This window comes from Bartonella sp. WD16.2, assembly GCF_002022505.1.
Classification (GTDB): domain Bacteria; phylum Pseudomonadota; class Alphaproteobacteria; order Rhizobiales; family Rhizobiaceae; genus Bartonella.
In genome coordinates this window covers 130,332-148,086 of sequence record NZ_CP019781.1, presented here as the reverse complement: position 1 = coordinate 148,086, position 17,755 = coordinate 130,332, and the positions used below count along the sequence as shown (strand labels likewise).

The 17,755-nt window shown below is 46.1% G+C and carries 7 protein-coding genes; 2 read left to right on the top strand and 5 right to left on the bottom strand.

The window, feature by feature from the left end; translation table 11 throughout:
* Positions 1-125: 125 nt before the first annotated feature.
* From BWD162_RS00560 to BWD162_RS00545, 4 genes are all read right to left on the bottom strand, one after another.
* Entirely contained in the window at positions 126-2,159 is a 2,034-nt protein-coding gene (locus BWD162_RS00560) for a hypothetical protein (protein WP_078704987.1), read from the bottom strand.
* Positions 2,120-7,447, bottom strand: a complete 5,328-nt coding sequence (locus BWD162_RS00555) for a beta strand repeat-containing protein (RefSeq protein ID WP_078704986.1) — start codon at positions 7,445-7,447, stop codon at positions 2,120-2,122. The genes BWD162_RS00560 and BWD162_RS00555 overlap by 40 nt, the downstream gene beginning before the upstream one ends.
* A 196-nt stretch (positions 7,448-7,643) precedes the next feature.
* Positions 7,644-14,507, bottom strand: a complete 6,864-nt coding sequence (locus tag BWD162_RS00550) for a beta strand repeat-containing protein (protein WP_078704985.1) — start codon at positions 14,505-14,507, stop codon at positions 7,644-7,646.
* A gap of 860 nt (positions 14,508-15,367) precedes the next feature.
* On the bottom strand, positions 15,368-16,138 hold the full coding sequence (locus BWD162_RS00545; protein WP_078704984.1) for an outer membrane protein: 771 nt from the start codon (positions 16,136-16,138) through the stop codon (positions 15,368-15,370).
* Here BWD162_RS00545 and BWD162_RS07640 point away from each other — a divergent pair.
* Together BWD162_RS07640 and BWD162_RS00540 are read left to right on the top strand one after the other, a co-directional pair.
* Positions 16,123-16,284 carry a hypothetical protein gene (locus BWD162_RS07640; protein ID WP_153300974.1) on the top strand — a complete coding sequence of 54 codons (162 nt, stop codon included), beginning with the start codon at positions 16,123-16,125 and terminating at the stop codon, positions 16,282-16,284. The two genes, BWD162_RS00545 and BWD162_RS07640, sit on opposite strands and share 16 nt — an antisense overlap.
* Before the next feature lie 88 nt (positions 16,285-16,372).
* A complete protein-coding gene (locus BWD162_RS00540) occupies positions 16,373-16,789 on the top strand; it encodes a hypothetical protein (RefSeq protein ID WP_236824101.1) in 417 nt (138 codons plus the stop codon).
* A gap of 297 nt (positions 16,790-17,086) precedes the next feature.
* Here the strand turns inward: BWD162_RS00540 and BWD162_RS00535 are convergent, their stop codons facing one another.
* Positions 17,087-17,506, bottom strand: a complete 420-nt coding sequence (locus tag BWD162_RS00535) for a hypothetical protein (RefSeq protein WP_236824102.1) — start codon at positions 17,504-17,506, stop codon at positions 17,087-17,089.
* Positions 17,507-17,755: the final 249 nt, after the last annotated feature.

Sequence of the window (17,755 nt, the reverse complement as noted above, 5' to 3'; positions counted from 1 at the left end):
TCATTCCTGAACGGCTTACCACAAACCTAAACGCCCCCCCTTAAACCCCCTTACAAAAAAACATAAAACATTAACAAAAGGCTCTCTAATAAATGCGCCAAAACACAAAGCCTAAAACAAAAAGACTACACCATCAAACCATCCGCCTGTCCGTTATCATTACCAATGATCATCACCTTGACTGCGGTAAGATTTGCACCTTTTCCTTCGACTTTGATGAATTTTGTAGAGTTAGCACCCCTCTTTACCCTTCTATCACCCCCATAGTTCATAATAACGCCATTGAGCACGACCTTCCCCGTTGAAAGACTGACAGCATGCTCTCCTTTAAACTCAATTTCCCCCTTCTTCATCCAGAATTCACCATTCAACACAGTAACCCCATTTTTGATATTAGAAAAGACCGCACTTTCTAACATCACCCGCCCCCCATTTTCCACATGAACCCCTTGTACATGACCATTTCCCTCGATTTTAATGCCCGTCCCCCTAATATCTGCTGTATTTAGAGCATTTCCTTTTGCCTCGACCTTTAAGAAAGTACTCTTGTCATTATCTCCTGTATACTTCATAGCGACATTAGTTAACAAAGCATGGCCCCGATTAAGATAGACAGCATGCTCTCCTTTAAAAGTCATCTCCCCACCCAGTACCTGTACAGCACCCTCTTTAATGGTCATCCCATTGTAAACATCAGTATAAGTTGGCTTCATCAATACAACCCGTCCACCCCTTATTACATGCAAGCCCTGCCCATGACCATTTCCGTTGATTGTTAGATTTGCTGCAACGACTGCGGCCTTCTTTTTAGAAAGGATCGTTTCCACAGCATTTGTAGTAGTATCCTCTCCGGTAATTTTGATGAAGTCAGCCGTAGGACTATTTCCTTGATAAGTCATTTTGACCACCATTAAAGCAACCTGACCCTGGATAAGATCGATGCCGTGCTTTCCATCAAAGCTTATCTCCCCACCTTCCATACGCACAACCCCCTCTGTAACAGTCATACCATTTTTGACATTGGTAAAGGTTGTATTTTTCAAGACAACCTTTCCGTCCTTTATGACCTTTAAGCCCAGCCCTTTACTTACATTTCCTGAAGTGGAAATTGTTACATTTTCTGCCAAAACTGTTCCCCCTTCGACCCTCATGAAGTTAGCAGTCTTATCACTGCCCGCATAAGTCATATTGACGCTCTTTAAAACAACATTACCCTTTGCAAGATTGATCCCGTAATCTCCTTTAAAAGCAATACCTCCTTTGTCCATAATCACATTCCCCTCTGTAACAATTATACCATTTTTGACATCGGTAAAGTATGTCTCTTTCAACCACGCCGCTCCACTACTTGTTGTCACTTGTACCCCCATTGCTACCCCTGAAACATTCACCCCCTTCATTATTACTTTTCCTCCATACCCCACTTCTACCCCCGTTCCAGTGTTACTAATACCAGATCCTGTAATGGTGAGCTCATTTAACAGGGCATGCCCTAGAACAAGATTGATACCGTAGTCTCCATTAAAAGCAATAGATCCCCGGTTCATCACCAGATTCCCACTTGTCATCCGTATTCCCATTCCAACCTTTGAAATCTCCACCCCCCTCATCATTACTTCTCCTGAGTTACTCACCCCCATCCCTATACTCTTACGACCTTGTCCTGTAATATTGAAACTACTTAACAAAGCCTGTCCCCCACTGAGATAAATGCCGTGCCCTTCTTTAAAAGTAATGCCTCCTTTTTCCATACGTATGGTACTCCTTCCCTCAACAGTCATACCATTTTTGACATTGGTAAAGGTTGTATTTTTCAACCACACTGCTCCCCCCTTTATGACCTTTAAGCCCTGCCCCTTGTCATTTCCATTGATAGTCACACCCAATGCCAAAACTGTTCCCCCTTCAACATTGATGAAGTTAGCAGTCTTATCACTGCCCGTATAAGTCATGCTGACACCCCTTAAATCAACATTCCCCTGCTTGAGATGAATGCCGTGCTCTCCATCAAACTCTATTGATCCTTTTTCCATGTACACATCCCCGTTTTCGATATTCATCCCTTTTGCAACATTTCCCAAATGCGTCTCTTTCAACCACGCCTCTCCCCTCATCACCTCTACCCCCGTTCCAACCTCTGAAATATGTACATTCTCCAACCACACCTTCCCCCCTCTGCATATACTCCCGTACCTTTCTTTTCTTCTCCCGTAATCGTTACATCCATCAAACTAGCATTCACCGATCCCTCCATATACACCCCATACCCATCTCCCTTTTCAAACTGAATCTCTGTCTTACCCTTCACCATCAACATCCCATCCCCTATCATAACGATCCCCTTCTCTACCTCTTTTATCGATCCCCCTGTGATCGTCACCGCTCCACCCATTGCAGTTACCCCCATTTGTACATTTGAAATATCCACATCGGTCATCGTCCCCGAGCTCTCCATTATTACCCCAGTACTCCCATCTCCCCCAGTTCCCCTAATCGTCACCTTTGTCAAAGTAGCACTCTTTACCTTCTCTTCCACATATACTCCAGCTCCATCCCCTATAAAATGAATTGTCGTCCCATCCCTCACCGTCAGATCTCCTGCCAACACCCTTATCCCCATTCCAACCTCTTTTATTGACCCCCCACTAACCATCACCCTTCCACCCTTCGCATATACCCCGTACCCTGCTTTCCCTCCCGTAATCACCGTCCCCATCAAAGTAGCACTCTGCACCTTCTCTCCCACATACACCCCATACCCATTCCTAAACTGAATCTCTGTTTTCTCCTCCACCTTGAGCATCCCATTCCCTAACATAGCTATCCCCGTTTGCACCTCTTTTATCGACCCTCCTGTGATTGTCAGATTCCCTGCCTTCACCTCCACCCCCATTTGTACATTTGAAATATTCACCTTATCCATCGTCATCATTTTCCCCATCGCCCACACCCCGTACCCACTTCCATCTCCCGTAATCTGCGTCCCCATCAAACGAGCACTCTTCACTTTATCTCCCACATACACCCCATACCCTGCCTTAAAACTAATCGTCCCCTCCTTTATCTCTAACATCTCACCCTCTAACATATTCACCCCCATTACGACCCCTGAAATACCCACCTTATCCAACATCAATGTCATCTTTTCCGAACTATTTGCCCATACCCCTGTACCACTTCCCTGATCACCTCCCGTAATCCTCACATCCGTCAAACGAACACTCTTCACCGATGCTCCCACCTTCACCCCATAGTCCCCCGTAAAATTAATTGTCGAATTTCCACTCTCCCCAAGCACCTCTAACGTCCCACTTTCCACCTCTATCCCCGTTTGCACCCCTGAAATATCCACCTTATCCATCGTCACCTCTCCCCTCATCACATATACCCCCTTCTCAACCCCTGAAATACGTACATCCTTCATTGTCCCCGAGCTCCCCGCCATTATCACCCCAATCCCCGTATTTGACCCATTACTTCCCTCTCCCTTAATCGTTACCTCTGTCAACTCAGCCGTCGCTGTTCCTCCCCACACACCCACCCCGGTTCCATTCTCCGTAACCGTAATCACCGTCCCATCCTTTATCTCCAACTCCCCTGCCATCACCCTTACCCCCATTTGTACATTTGTTATCGACCCCCCTGTGATCATCATCGTTTTGCCCCCCGCATACACCCCCGTACCCTTTCCTTCTCCCACAATCGTCACCCTTGTTAACTCAGTACTTGTCACCGATGCTCCCACTTTCACCCCATAAGTTTTCGCAAAATTAATTGTCGTCCCCTCCCTTATCACCAACTTCCCACTTCCCGCATATACCCCCATTGCTACCCCCGAAATATCCACCTTATCCATCGTCATCGTTTTCCCCGCCATTATCACCCCAATCCCCGTACTTGACCCATCACTTCCATTTCCCTCTCCCATAATCTTCGTCCCTGTCAAACTAACCGTCACATCCCCCCACACACCCACCCCATGCGTCCCCTTAAACTCAATCCTCGTCCCATCCTCCACCGTCAACGTCCCCTTCCCCGCCATATCTATCCCCGTTAGCACATTTGTTATCGACCCTCCCTTCACTGTCAGATCCCCTGCCTTCACTTCTACCCCCGTACCCGTGCCATTTCCATCATTTCCCCTAATCGTCACATTTGTCAAAGTAGCACTCGTCACCGATCCTCCCACCTTCACCCCATGCGTCCCCTTAAACTCAATCCTCGTCCCATCCTCCACCTTTAACGTCCCACTTCCAGACATATCTATCCCCGTTAGCACATTTGTTATCGACCCTCCCTTCACTGTCAGATTCCCTCCCTCTGCATGTACCCCCGTACCCGTGCCATCTCCCCCAGTTCCCCTAATCGTCACCCCTGTCAAAGTAGCACTCTGCACCGTTGCTCCCACCTTCACCCCATGTGTCCCTTTAAAACTAATCCTCGTCCCATCCTCCACCTTTAACGTCCCCTTCCCCGCCATATCTATCCCCGTTTGCACCTCTCTTATCCACCCCCCTGTCACCGTCACCTTCCCCCCCTCTGCATGTACCCCCGTACCCGTACCCTTTCCATCTCCCCTAATCATCACCCCTGTCAAAGTAGCACTTGTCACCGATCCTCCCACCTTCACCCCATGCGTCCCCTTAAACTCAATCCTCGTCCCATCCTCCACCGTCAACGTCCCACTTCCCGCCATATCTATCCCCATTTGCACATTTGTTATCGACCCTCCCTTCACTGTCAGATTCCCTCCCTCTGCATGTACCCCCGTACCCGTGCCATCTCCCCCAGTTCCCCTAATCGTCACCTTTGTCAAAGTAGCACTCGTCACCTTCTCTCCCACTCTCACCCCATACCCATTCTCCTTAAACTGAATCTCTGTCCCACTCACCGTCAACGTTCCAGTTCCTGTCATATCTATCCCCTTCTCCACCTCTCTTATCCACCCTCCTGTGATTGTCACCGTTCCACCAGTCGCATTCACCCCCACTTGTACCTTTGAAATCTCCACCATATTCATCGTCACACTTCCCGTCCCCATCGCAGTTACCCCCGTACCCTGACTACTTCCACTTCCCATAATCTTCACATTTGTCAACTCAGCCGTCACATTATTTTGTATCTTCACCCCATATCCATCCGTAAAACTAATTGTCGTCCCCCCATCCATCACCAATTTCTTACCCCCCTCCATATTTATCCCCCACTTCACCCCTTTTATCGACCCCCCTGTGATCGTCAGATCCCCTGCCTTCACCTCTACCCCCAATCGTACATTTGAAATATCCACACTGCTCATCGTCACCTTTTTCCCCTCCGCATATACCCCCTTACCCGTATCCTGACTCCCTCCCGTAATCTTCACCTTTGTCAACTCAGCACTTGTCGCCGTCCCCGACACCTTCACCCCATACCCATTCCCCGTAAACTCAACCGTCCCCATATTCATCACCAACTGCCCTGCCACCGCATCCACCCCCGTTTGTACCTGTGAAATATTGACACTGGTCAACGTCATCGTCCCCGAGCTCCTCATCTCCACCCCCGTTCCACTTCCCGTAATCTTCACCTCTGTCAATTTAGCCGTCGCATTATCCCTCACATACACCCCATGCGCCCCCGTAAACTCAATCGACCCTTCTGTCATCTCCAACCTCCCATTCCCCTGCACCCACACCCCCCGACTCCCTCCCGTAATCTTCACCTTTGTCAATTTAGCCGTCCCACTCCCCTCCATCCACACCCCCGTCCCATTCTCTCCCGTAATCGTCGTCCCCGTCATAGTAGCATTCCCTCCTGTTACCTTCACCCCATAGGTCTTCCCTTCAATCGACCCTTCTGTTACCTTCAGTATCCCCTTTATCGCCTCCACCCCTGTTTGCACCCCTGAAACATTCACCGTATTCAACGTGACTGTCCCCGAGCTATCCATCTTCACCCCCGTACTCCTACTCACAGCTCTCCCACTTCCCGTAATTGATCCCCCCGTCATAGTAGCACTCCCTCCTGTTATATTAAGCCCCGTCCCATACATCCCCGTAACCGTAATCTTCACCCTTGTCAAATCAGCCGTCGCACTTCCCGACACCTTCACCCCCGTCCCACCATCTGTAACCGTAATCGTCGACGTACCATTTATCACTAACTGCCCATTTATCGCCTCCACCCCCGTCATGACCTGTGAAATACCCACACTGGTCAACGTGACTGTCCCCGAGCTCTCCATCTTCACCCCCGTCCCCGTACTCACAGCTCCCCCACTTCCCGTAATCTCTCCCCCCATCATAGTAGCACTCCCTCCTGTTATATTAAGCCCCGTCCCACCATCTGTAACTGTAATCGTCGACGTACCATTTATCACCAACTGCCCATTCTTCGCCTCCACCCCTTTTGCAAATTCCGAAATCTTCACACTGGTCAACGTGACTGTCCCTGAGCTATCCATCTCCACCCCCATCCCACTTCCCCCTCCCGTAATCGTCCCCTCAAGCACCTTCAGCGTCCCACTCCCTGTTACCTTTGCCCCTGTTGTGACCTGCATCAACGTCACTTTAGTCAATTCCAACGTCCCACTTGATACCTCAGCCCCTGTTACTGTCGCTCCCCTACTCCCATTAATAGTCAGACTCATCACATCAGCCTTCCCTGAGCCCTCCATCTTAATCCCCGTACTCTTTCCCGTAATATTTATAATTCCCTCTCCTCTTATATTAGCCGTCCCACTACTCTTAATCTTTATCGCTTCTGTCACCCTCTCAAAATTAACTGTCGTTCCCTTCCTCACCTCCACCTCTCCCCCTGTTCCACTCACCTCTATCCCCGTTACCGTAGTCATAGCTCCCATACCCCCGCTAATAGTCAGATCACCCCCATTACGCCCCACCGCCCTCTTATCAAAAACAATCCTCCCCTCATCCTTCACCTCAATCATAACCCTCCCCCCATCCTTCCTTGCCCCAATCTTATCCTTCAACCTAAACGTCCCCCCATTTACCGTAATCACAGATCCTTTCCCCTCAACCTCCATCACCTTCTGCACATCTGTAATACTAACCTTATCCTTCAACGTCAGCCTCGCCCCCTGTTCCACTCTAATCGCCGATTTATCACTACTCTTACTATCCGTAACCGTCAGCAGATTATCTCCTATCGTAATATTCGCCTCCGACCCCGTTATCTTCACAGCCTCCTCACCCTCATCAGGGTCACTCATATCTATTGTTCTCTCACCCTCCAGCGTCCTTGTCCCACTGCTACTGTTACACACAATCTTCCCCTCCTTCTCATCATGATGCCTCGCTAAAACCTCACTACTCTGAACCCAACCCCCACAATTCTGTGCTTGAGCATATACTTTTTGAGATGTAATAAGAGCCAACCCAGCCACAATAGCCGTTGAGAGGACACATAAACAAACATGATGTTTTAAGACACGACGCATAACCATAACCCTACATCCTCTTTAAACCAATCCGATTAAAAGAGACAAACTGTTCATAAAAAAAGATAAAAACAAAATCATTCCTGAACGGCTTACCACAAACCTAAACGCCCCCCCTTAAACCCCCTTACAAAAAAACATAAAACATTAACAAAAGGCTCTCTAATAAATGCGCCAAAACACAAAGCCTAAAACAAAAAGACTACACCATCAAACCATCCGCCTGTCCGTTATCATTACCAATGATCATCACCTTGACTGCGGTAAGATTTGCACCTTTTCCTTCGACTTTGATGAATTTTGTAGAGTTAGCACCCCTCTTTACCCTTCTATCACCCCCATAGTTCATAATAACGCCATTGAGCACGACCTTCCCCGTTGAAAGACTGACAGCATGCTCTCCTTTAAACTCAATTTCCCCCTTCTTCATCCAGAATTCACCATTCAACACAGTAACCCCATTTTTGATATTAGAAAAGACCGCACTTTCTAACATCACCCGCCCCCCATTTTCCACATGAACCCCTTGTACATGACCATTTCCCTCGATTTTAATGCCCGTCCCCCTAATATCTGCTGTATTTAGAGCATTTCCTTTTGCCTCGACCTTTAAGAAAGTACTCTTGTCATTATCTCCTGTATACTTCATAGCGACATTAGTTAACAAAGCATGGCCCCGATTAAGATAGACAGCATGCTCTCCTTTAAAAGTCATCTCCCCACCCAGTACCTGTACAGCACCCTCTTTAATGGTCATCCCATTGTAAACATCAGTATAAGTTGGCTTCATCAATACAACCCGTCCACCCCTTATTACATGCAAGCCCTGCCCATGACCATTTCCGTTGATTGTTAGATTTGCTGCAACGACTGCGGCCTTCTTTTTAGAAAGGATCGTTTCCACAGCATTTGTAGTAGTATCCTCTCCGGTAATTTTGATGAAGTCAGCCGTAGGACTATTTCCTTGATAAGTCATTTTGACCACCATTAAAGCAACCTGACCCTGGATAAGATCGATGCCGTGCTTTCCATCAAAGCTTATCTCCCCACCTTCCATACGCACAACCCCCTCTGTAACAGTCATACCATTTTTGACATTGGTAAAGGTTGTATTTTTCAAGACAACCTTTCCGTCCTTTATGACCTTTAAGCCCAGCCCTTTACTTACATTTCCTGAAGTGGAAATTGTTACATTTTCTGCCAAAACTGTTCCCCCTTCGACCCTCATGAAGTTAGCAGTCTTATCACTGCCCGCATAAGTCATATTGACGCTCTTTAAAACAACATTACCCTTTGCAAGATTGATCCCGTAATCTCCTTTAAAAGCAATACCTCCTTTGTCCATAATCACATTCCCCTCTGTAACAATTATACCATTTTTGACATCGGTAAAGTATGTCTCTTTCAACCACGCCGCTCCACTACTTGTTGTCACTTGTACCCCCATTGCTACCCCTGAAACATTCACCCCCTTCATTATTACTTTTCCTCCATACCCCACTTCTACCCCCGTTCCAGTGTTACTAATACCAGATCCTGTAATGGTGAGCTCATTTAACAGGGCATGCCCTAGAACAAGATTGATACCGTAGTCTCCATTAAAAGCAATAGATCCCCGGTTCATCACCAGATTCCCACTTGTCATCCGTATTCCCATTCCAACCTTTGAAATCTCCACCCCCCTCATCATTACTTCTCCTGAGTTACTCACCCCCATCCCTATACTCTTACGACCTTGTCCTGTAATATTGAAACTACTTAACAAAGCCTGTCCCCCACTGAGATAAATGCCGTGCCCTTCTTTAAAAGTAATGCCTCCTTTTTCCATACGTATGGTACTCCTTCCCTCAACAGTCATACCATTTTTGACATTGGTAAAGGTTGTATTTTTCAACCACACTGCTCCCCCCTTTATGACCTTTAAGCCCTGCCCCTTGTCATTTCCTGTGATTGTTACATTTTCTGCCAAAACTGTTCCCCCTTCAACATTGATGAAGTTAGCAGTCTTATCACTGCCCGTATAAGTCATATTAACACCCCTTAAAGCAGCATTCCCCCTTGCAAGATTGATCCCGTAATCTCCATCAAAGCTCATCTCCCCACCTTCCATAAACACATCCCCGTTTTCGATATTCATCCCTTTTGCAACATTTCCCAAATGCGTCTCTTTCAACCATGCCTCTCCCCTCATCACCTCTACCCCCGTTCCAACCTCTGAAATATGTACATTCTCCAACATCACCTTCCCCTCCTCCATCATCACCCCCTTACCCTGCTTTTTCTCTCCTATAATCTGCGTCCCTGTCAAACGAGCATTCACCGATCCCTCCATATATACTCCAGCCCCAGTCCCATCCCCCTTAAACTCAATCTTCGTCCTATCTTTCACCATCAACATCCCATCCCCTATCATAACGATCCCCTTCTCCACCTCTTTTATCGTTCCCCCACTAACCATCACCTTTTTCCCCTCCGCATATACCCCCATACCAACCTGTGAAATATCCACATTGGTCATCGTCATCTTTTCCCCCTCCATCCATACCCCCATACCACTTCTCCCTCCTGTAATCGTTACCTCTGTCAACTCAGTACTCTTCACCAATTTCCCCACCTTCACCCCATACCCATCCCCCATAAAGTGAATTGTCGTCCCACCCTTCACCGTCAGATCCCCTGCCAACACCTCCACCCCCTTCCAAACCCCTTTTATCGACCCTCCCTTCACCGTCACCCTTCCTTCCCCCCCCGCATATACCCCGTACCCTGCTTTCCCTCCCGTAATCACCGTCCCCGTCAACTCAGCACTCTTTACCGATCCCCTCACATACACCCCATACCCCCGCGTAAAATTAATTGTCGTATTATCCTTCACTTCCAACGTCCCCTTTCCCATCATAACGATCCCCGTTTGCACCTCTTTTATCGATCCTCCACTAACCATCACCGTTCCCCCACTCACATATACCCCGTACCCTGCTTTCCCTCCCGTAATCACCGTCCCCATCAAAGTAGCACTCTTCACTTCTTTCCCTACATACACCCCATACCCCCGCGTAAAACTAATTGTCGTATTATCCTCCACCTTGAGCATCCCATTCCCTAACATAGCTATCCCCGTTTGCACCTCTTTTATCGACCCTCCTGTGATTGTCAGATTCCCTGCCTTCACCTCCACCCCCATTTGTACATTTGAAATATTCACCTTATCCATCGTCATCATTTTCCCCATCGCCCACACCCCGTACCCACTTCCATCTCCCGTAATCTGCGTCCCCATCAAACGAGCACTCTTCACTTTATCTCCCACTCTCACCCCATACCCTGCCTTAAAACTAATCGTCCCCTCCTTTATCTCTAACATCTCACCCTCTAACATATTCACCCCCATTACGACCCCTGAAATACCCACCTTATCCAACATCAATGTCATCTTTTCCGAACTATTTGCCCATACCCCTGTACCACTTCCCTGATCACCTCCCGTAATCCTCACATCCGTCAAACGAACACTCTTCACCGATGCTCCCACCTTCACCCCATACCCATCCCCCGTAAAATTAATCGTCGAATTTCCACTCACCCCAAGCACCTCTAACGTCCCACTTTCCACTTCTATCCCCGTTTGCACCCCTGAAATATCCACCTTATCCATCATCACCTCTCCCCTCATCACATATACCCCCTTTCCAACCCCTGAAATATCCACCTTCTCCATCGTCATCATTTTCCCCGCCATTATCACCCCAATCCCCGTATTTGACCCATTACTTCCCCCTCCCATAATCTTCGTCCCTGTCAAACTAACCGTCACATCCCCCCACACGCCTATCCCATGTGTCCCTTTAAAACTAATCCTCGTCCCATCCTCCACCTTCAACTCCCCACTTCCAGACATATCTATCCCCATTTGTACATTTGTTATCTCCCCTCCCTTCACTGTCAGATTCCCCCCCTCCATCCACACCCCCGTACCCTTTCCTTCTCCCCTAATCGTCACCCCTGTCAAAGTAGTACTTGTCACCGCTGTTCCCACCTTCACCCCGTGCGTCCCCTTAAACTCAATCCTCGTCCCATCCTCCACCTTTAACGTCCCACTTCCTGACATAGCTATCCCCATTTGTACATTTGTTATCTCCCCTCCTGTCACCGTCAGATCCCCTGCCTTCACTTCTACCCCCGTACCTTTTCCATCATTTCCCCTAATCGTCACCCCTGTCAACTGAGTACTCTGCACCGATCCTCCCACCTTCACCCCATGCGTCCCCTTAAACTCAATCCTCGTCCCATCCTCCACCGTCAACGTCCCACTTCCCGCCATATCTATCCCCGTTAGCACATTTGTTATCGACCCTCCCTTCACTGTCAGATTCCCCCCCTCCATCCACACCCCCGTACCCTTTCCTTCTCCCCTAATCGTCACCCCTGTCAAAGTAGTACTTGTCACCGCTGTTCCCACCTTCACCCCGTGCGTCCCCTTAAACTCAATCCTCGTCCCATCCTCCACCTTTAACGTCCCACTTCCTGACATATCTATCCCCATTTGTACATTTGTTATCTCCCCTCCTGTCACCGTCAGATCCCCTGCCTTCACTTCTACCCCCGTACCTTTTCCATCATCTCCCCTAATCGTCACCCCTGTCAAAGTAGCACTCTGCACCGTTGCTCCCACCTTCACCCCGGTTCCATCCCCCGTAAAACTAATTGTCGTATTATCCTCCACCGTCAACGTCCCACTTCCCGCCATATCTATCCCCGTTAGCACATTTGTTATCGACCCCCCTGTCATCGTCACCTTCCCCCCCTCCATCCACACCCCCGTACCCTTTCCCCCTCCCTTAATCTGCGTCCCTGTCAACTCAGCACTCTTCACAGATCCGCCCACCTTCACCCCCGTCCCCCCATTTGTAACCGTAATCGACCCCATATTCACCACCAACTCGCCTGCCACCGCATCCACCCCCATTTTAACCTTTGAAATCTCCACCATATTCAACGTGACTTTCCTCGCAGTCCCCGCATATACCCCCGTACCACCCCCTCCTTTAATCTTCACCTTTGTCAACTCAGCACTTGTCGCCATCCCCGACACATACACCCCCTGACTCCCTCCCGTAATCTCTCCCATATTCATCTCAAACTTTCCCCCCGTCGCATACACCCCATAGGTCTTCCCCGTAATCGTCACCTCTGTCAATTTAGCCGTCGCATTATCCCTCACATACACCCCATGCGCCCCCGTAAACTCAATCGACCCTTCTGTCATCTCCAACCTCCCATTCCCCTGCACCCACACCCCCCGACTCCCTCCCGTAACCGTCACCCCTGTCAATTTAGCCGTCCCACTCCCCTCCATCCACACCCCCGTCCCATTCTCTCCCGTAATCGTCGTCCCCGTCATAGTAGCATTCCCTCCTGTTACCTTCACCCCATAGGTCTTCCCTTCAATCGACCCTTCTGTTACCTTCAGTATCCCCTTTGTCACCTCCACCCCCGTCATGACCTGTGAAATACCCACACTGGTCAACGTGACTGTTTGCGAAGTCCCCACCATTACCCCCGTACCCTGATTTCCATCCTTTCCCGTAATTGATCCCCCCGTCATAGTAGCACTCCCTCCTGTTATATTAAGCCCCGTCCCATAACTCCCCTCAACCTTAATCGTCACATCTGTCAAAGTAGCACTCTTCGCTGTCCCCCCCACCTTCACCCCCGTCCCATTCTCCGTAACCGTAATCGTCGACGTACCATTTATCACCAACTGCCCCTTTATCGCCTCCACCCCTGTTTTGAAATTTGAAATATTCACATTGGTCAACGTGACCGTCTCCGAAGTCCCCGCATATACCCCCGTACTCCTACTCCTAGCTCCCCCAGTTCCCGTAATTGATCCCCCCATCATAGTAGCACTCCCTCCCGTTATATTAAGCCCCGTCCCACCATCTGTAACTGTAATCGTCGACGTACCATTTATCACCAACTGCCCATTCTTCGCCTCCACCCCTTTTGCAAATTCCGAAATCTTCACACTGGTCAACGTGACTGTCCCTGAACTATCCATCTCCACCCCCGTACCCGTACCCTTTCCCGTAATCGTCCCCTCAAGCACCTTCAGCGTCCCACCCCCTGTTACCTTTGCCCCTGTTGTGACCTGCATCAACTTCACCATATTCATCATCAACGTCCCATTACTGACCTCAGCCCCTGTTACTGTTGCTCCCCCACTCCCATTAACAGTCAGATTCATCACATCAGCCTTCCCTAAGCCTTCCATCTTAATCCCCGTACTCTTTCCCGTAACATTTATAGTACCCCCTCCACTTACAGTAGCTTCTGCACTACCCTTAATCTTTATCGCTTCTGTCACCCCTGTAAAATCAAGTGTCGTTCCCTTCCTCATCTCCACCTCTCCCCCTGTTTCACTCACCTCTATCCCCGTTACCTTAGTCTTAGCTCCCTCCCCCCCACTAATAGTCAGACTCCCCACCGCCCTCTTATCAAAAACAATCCTCCCCTCATTCTTCACCTCAATCATAACCCTTCCCCCCCCATCCTTCCTTGCCCCAATCTTATCCTTCAACCCAAATGTCCCCCCATTTACCGTAATCACAGACCCTGAACCCTCAACCTCCATTACCTTCTGCACATCTGTAATACTAACATTCTCCTTCAACGTCAGCCTCGCCCCCTGTTCCACCCTAATCGCCGATTTATCACTACTATTACTATCCGTAACCGTCAGCGTATCATCTCCTATCGTAATATCCGCCTTCGACCCCGTTATCTTCACAGCCTCCTCACCATCATCAGGATTACTCATATCTATTTCTCTCACACCCTGCAGCACCCTTGTCCCACTGCTACTGTTACACACAATCTTCCCCTCCCTCTTATCATGATGCATCGCTAACAACCCACCCATATCCTGAACCAAACCCATACAATTCTTCGTCTCCTGTACTTGAGCATATACTTTTTGAGATGTAATAAGAGCCAGCCCAGCCACAATAGCCGTTGAGAGGACACATAAACAAACATGATGTTTTAAGACACGACGCATAACCATAACCCTACATCCTCTTTAAACCAATCCGATTAAAAGAGACAAACTGTTCATAAAAAAAGATAAAAACAAAATCATTCCTGAACGGCTTACCACAAACCTAAACGCCCCCCCTTAAACCCCCTTACAAAAAAACATAAAACATTAACAAAAGGCTCTCTAAAAATGCCCTAAAATACAAAGCCTAAAACAAAAAGACTACACCTATAAAACACAAACCGTAAAACAAACTCGCCTAAAAATTACGCGATAAATCATACACAAAATCAGGTATTTTAAAGATAAACTCATTGTCTGACTCCCCCCCAATGTTCACCTACCGTCCTGAATAACCGAAGATATTTTTTTGCTCATAATTCACAGCATTACGCAAAACCAACCATTTGGCAGTTTTGCATAACAAATGTAGCAATAAATCTAGGTGAAAAATTTCTATCTTGGGAGATATCTTTAGAGTTGGGCTTTATAAATACCAACTATCAAGATTTCTTTTTAATTTGCTGTTATTATAGAACAGCTCATAAATACTACCCTTTTGCAGCTTACCGCTTTCTAAAGATTATAATAGCTGTATCGATCACTTTATAGACAAGCTTCTCACTCAAGTTAGCGATTAACTACTATGGTGCCAACGTTTACATACTCCCCCTAAAACATACAATAATATTACCATATATTGTTTTTTACTATTCACAATAACCCCGGATTAAATATGGCTGCTATTATAAACACAAAAACTTGTCAAAATTCAATTAAGAAAATAACTTAACCTCTTCTCCATCCCAAAAACAGTTCCTTATAATGCGAATTGATCAAAAAAGCTCTATTAATAGAGCTTTTTTCATAACTTAACTTTATAAACATTAGAATTTATAGGCCATACCTATACGGAAATCATTAGCTTTATAACTACGCTCAATTCCATTCTTTGTGAATTTCTGTTTACCAAAACCCGAATAACGATACTCTGTACGCAAAATAGTGTTACCTATCATCGCAAAATCAACACCAACACCAAAAATATAACCAATCATTGTCCTTTTTTCTCCTATTGTATTAATCATTATTTGACCTTGTTCTTCGTTCGATCTCAATAAGATATCTTGAAACTGCGTATAAGAAACACCACCAGCGATATAAGGCATAACACGATCAGCAACAAAACCGATACGTGCCCGCGTAGCACCAACCCATTTCTGTTTTAAAGTATGATTATAAGTTGCAAATTTAATTTTTGGAACAACGTCTTCATTATAAGTATCATAACCAGAAGCAGAAACTATTCCTTCAGAATCTCTCGTTACGTTTTTATTTTTTAACTCTTTATTTTCACCACCATCGTTTATATCAATAGTTTTTATGTCCTTTTTATTAAACAAAACTATATCCGTATCAACACCTAGAATAAAATTATTCCCGAAACTAACATTGGCACCTGCATAAAAACCTCCAACAAACCCTGAAAGTTTAGGCATAAAATCTTTCTTAATTAAAGCCCATTTTTCAACATCACCATTCTTTAAATAACTTGAACTTAGATCAGTTTTACTCGAAAAAACACCAATCTGACCTCCAAGATAAAAACCTGCCCAAGAAAAAACAGGAGTAACAATAACTGATGGCGCAACGGCCATCGATTCTCGAGGAATTGTACCACTTTCTGCTCGTCCCGCAGAAAGTGCAAGAAAAACGTGAAAGTCGACCAGCGCAAATAACCGTTAAAGAAAATCAATTGGTTCAAGCAATAAGAGATATTTTGAAAAAATATGATCTTCTTTAAAGCATAATGAACACAGAAAACGGTTCTGTGGATGAAAACCTATTAACAAGAAAAACTGAAAAACACATAGAGCTTACAGAAAAAAGCTATGTTTTATATACCTGAGAGAATTAGGTTTTTAAAGACACATCATAATGGAGATGCAACCTTAGAACAGGATGCTCTCTTAACATCAAAAACAAACATTCAATGGCAGAAAATTTTTGATGATCTTCTCATCTGTGTCTACAACAATTACCAAAGAAAAAATCCTGATGTTAATTTTCAGAAAGACGTTATTGATATTTTTCATGATCATGATGCGGTTAACCAGCGTATTGCAAGCATCAATTACTATTTGTCTGATTATTTGTTTAAGAACGATTTTGATTATTGTCACATCAAGAGGTGTTGGGAGTTTAGTAGTTTTGAGGATTTTTACTTAATAGTACAAATAAATGGCTCTGTATTCTCTCTCTATAAAGGAGATGAAAATACCATAGGATTTTTTATTCTAAAGTTGTGAATAAAAATTCTCTTTAATGCTTACATCATTTGGAAAATCTTATTCCCTAATCTTAAATAACGTTAGAGTAAACAACATTTAAGTTAAACAATTTTACAAGATTATTTCTGAAAACGTTAAGCTGCATCACATAAATGACGCGGCTTTGTTTTGCTGTTTAAAAGCAGGCGCCCCCGTGCCTGTTATTTACGCTGCTGTAGCAACCTCGACGATATTATCGCCTTCATAAACCTCACAATTTGTTGGAATAGACTACTCGTTTTGTCCTGTGATTTTTGCATTTCCATATGCTTTTCCTCAAACACATCCATTACCAGAAATTTTTGCATTACCATAAACAGAACCATAAATTTTTGCAGAACCAGCAACTTTTGCCCCTGGTTTAATACGAGCTGAACCGGAGACCTCAGAATCCCCATAAATATGTGCATCATTATGAACCCATGCTTTCTTTAAAATACGAGCATTCCCATAAACGTGTCCACAAACAACAGCATCATCACACACGATAGCATTGTCGTAAACTAAAGCTTCACAACACACCAATGTACTACCCCCAACCCAACAATTGTCATCATGAGAAAGATTGTCTTCTTTCTCTATAAAACCACAAAGGTCACCAGCTTTAACATCACCAAAGTCTCTTAATGCATGAATACAATGAAAAGTATACCCTTCAATTTCTTTGATTTCACTTGTAAATTCATATTTTTTCATTTGGATTTTTCCTTATCGTAAAGATGTTTTTGATTGACACCCAAAAGGGCGCCGGGCGCTCAAAAACACGGCGATAAGCCCGTCGTTACACTTTCCCCATAAAGGGTATTGTATGGTGTAACTACACCCGACAAAACCACTATACGCTAGAATATGTATAAAGAAAATTCAGCTTTTAAAAGACATTGGAGAGATTGTTTCGTAACCTATCCGCTTATCGCTAAGTGTTTTTGAAGCACTTGGATATTT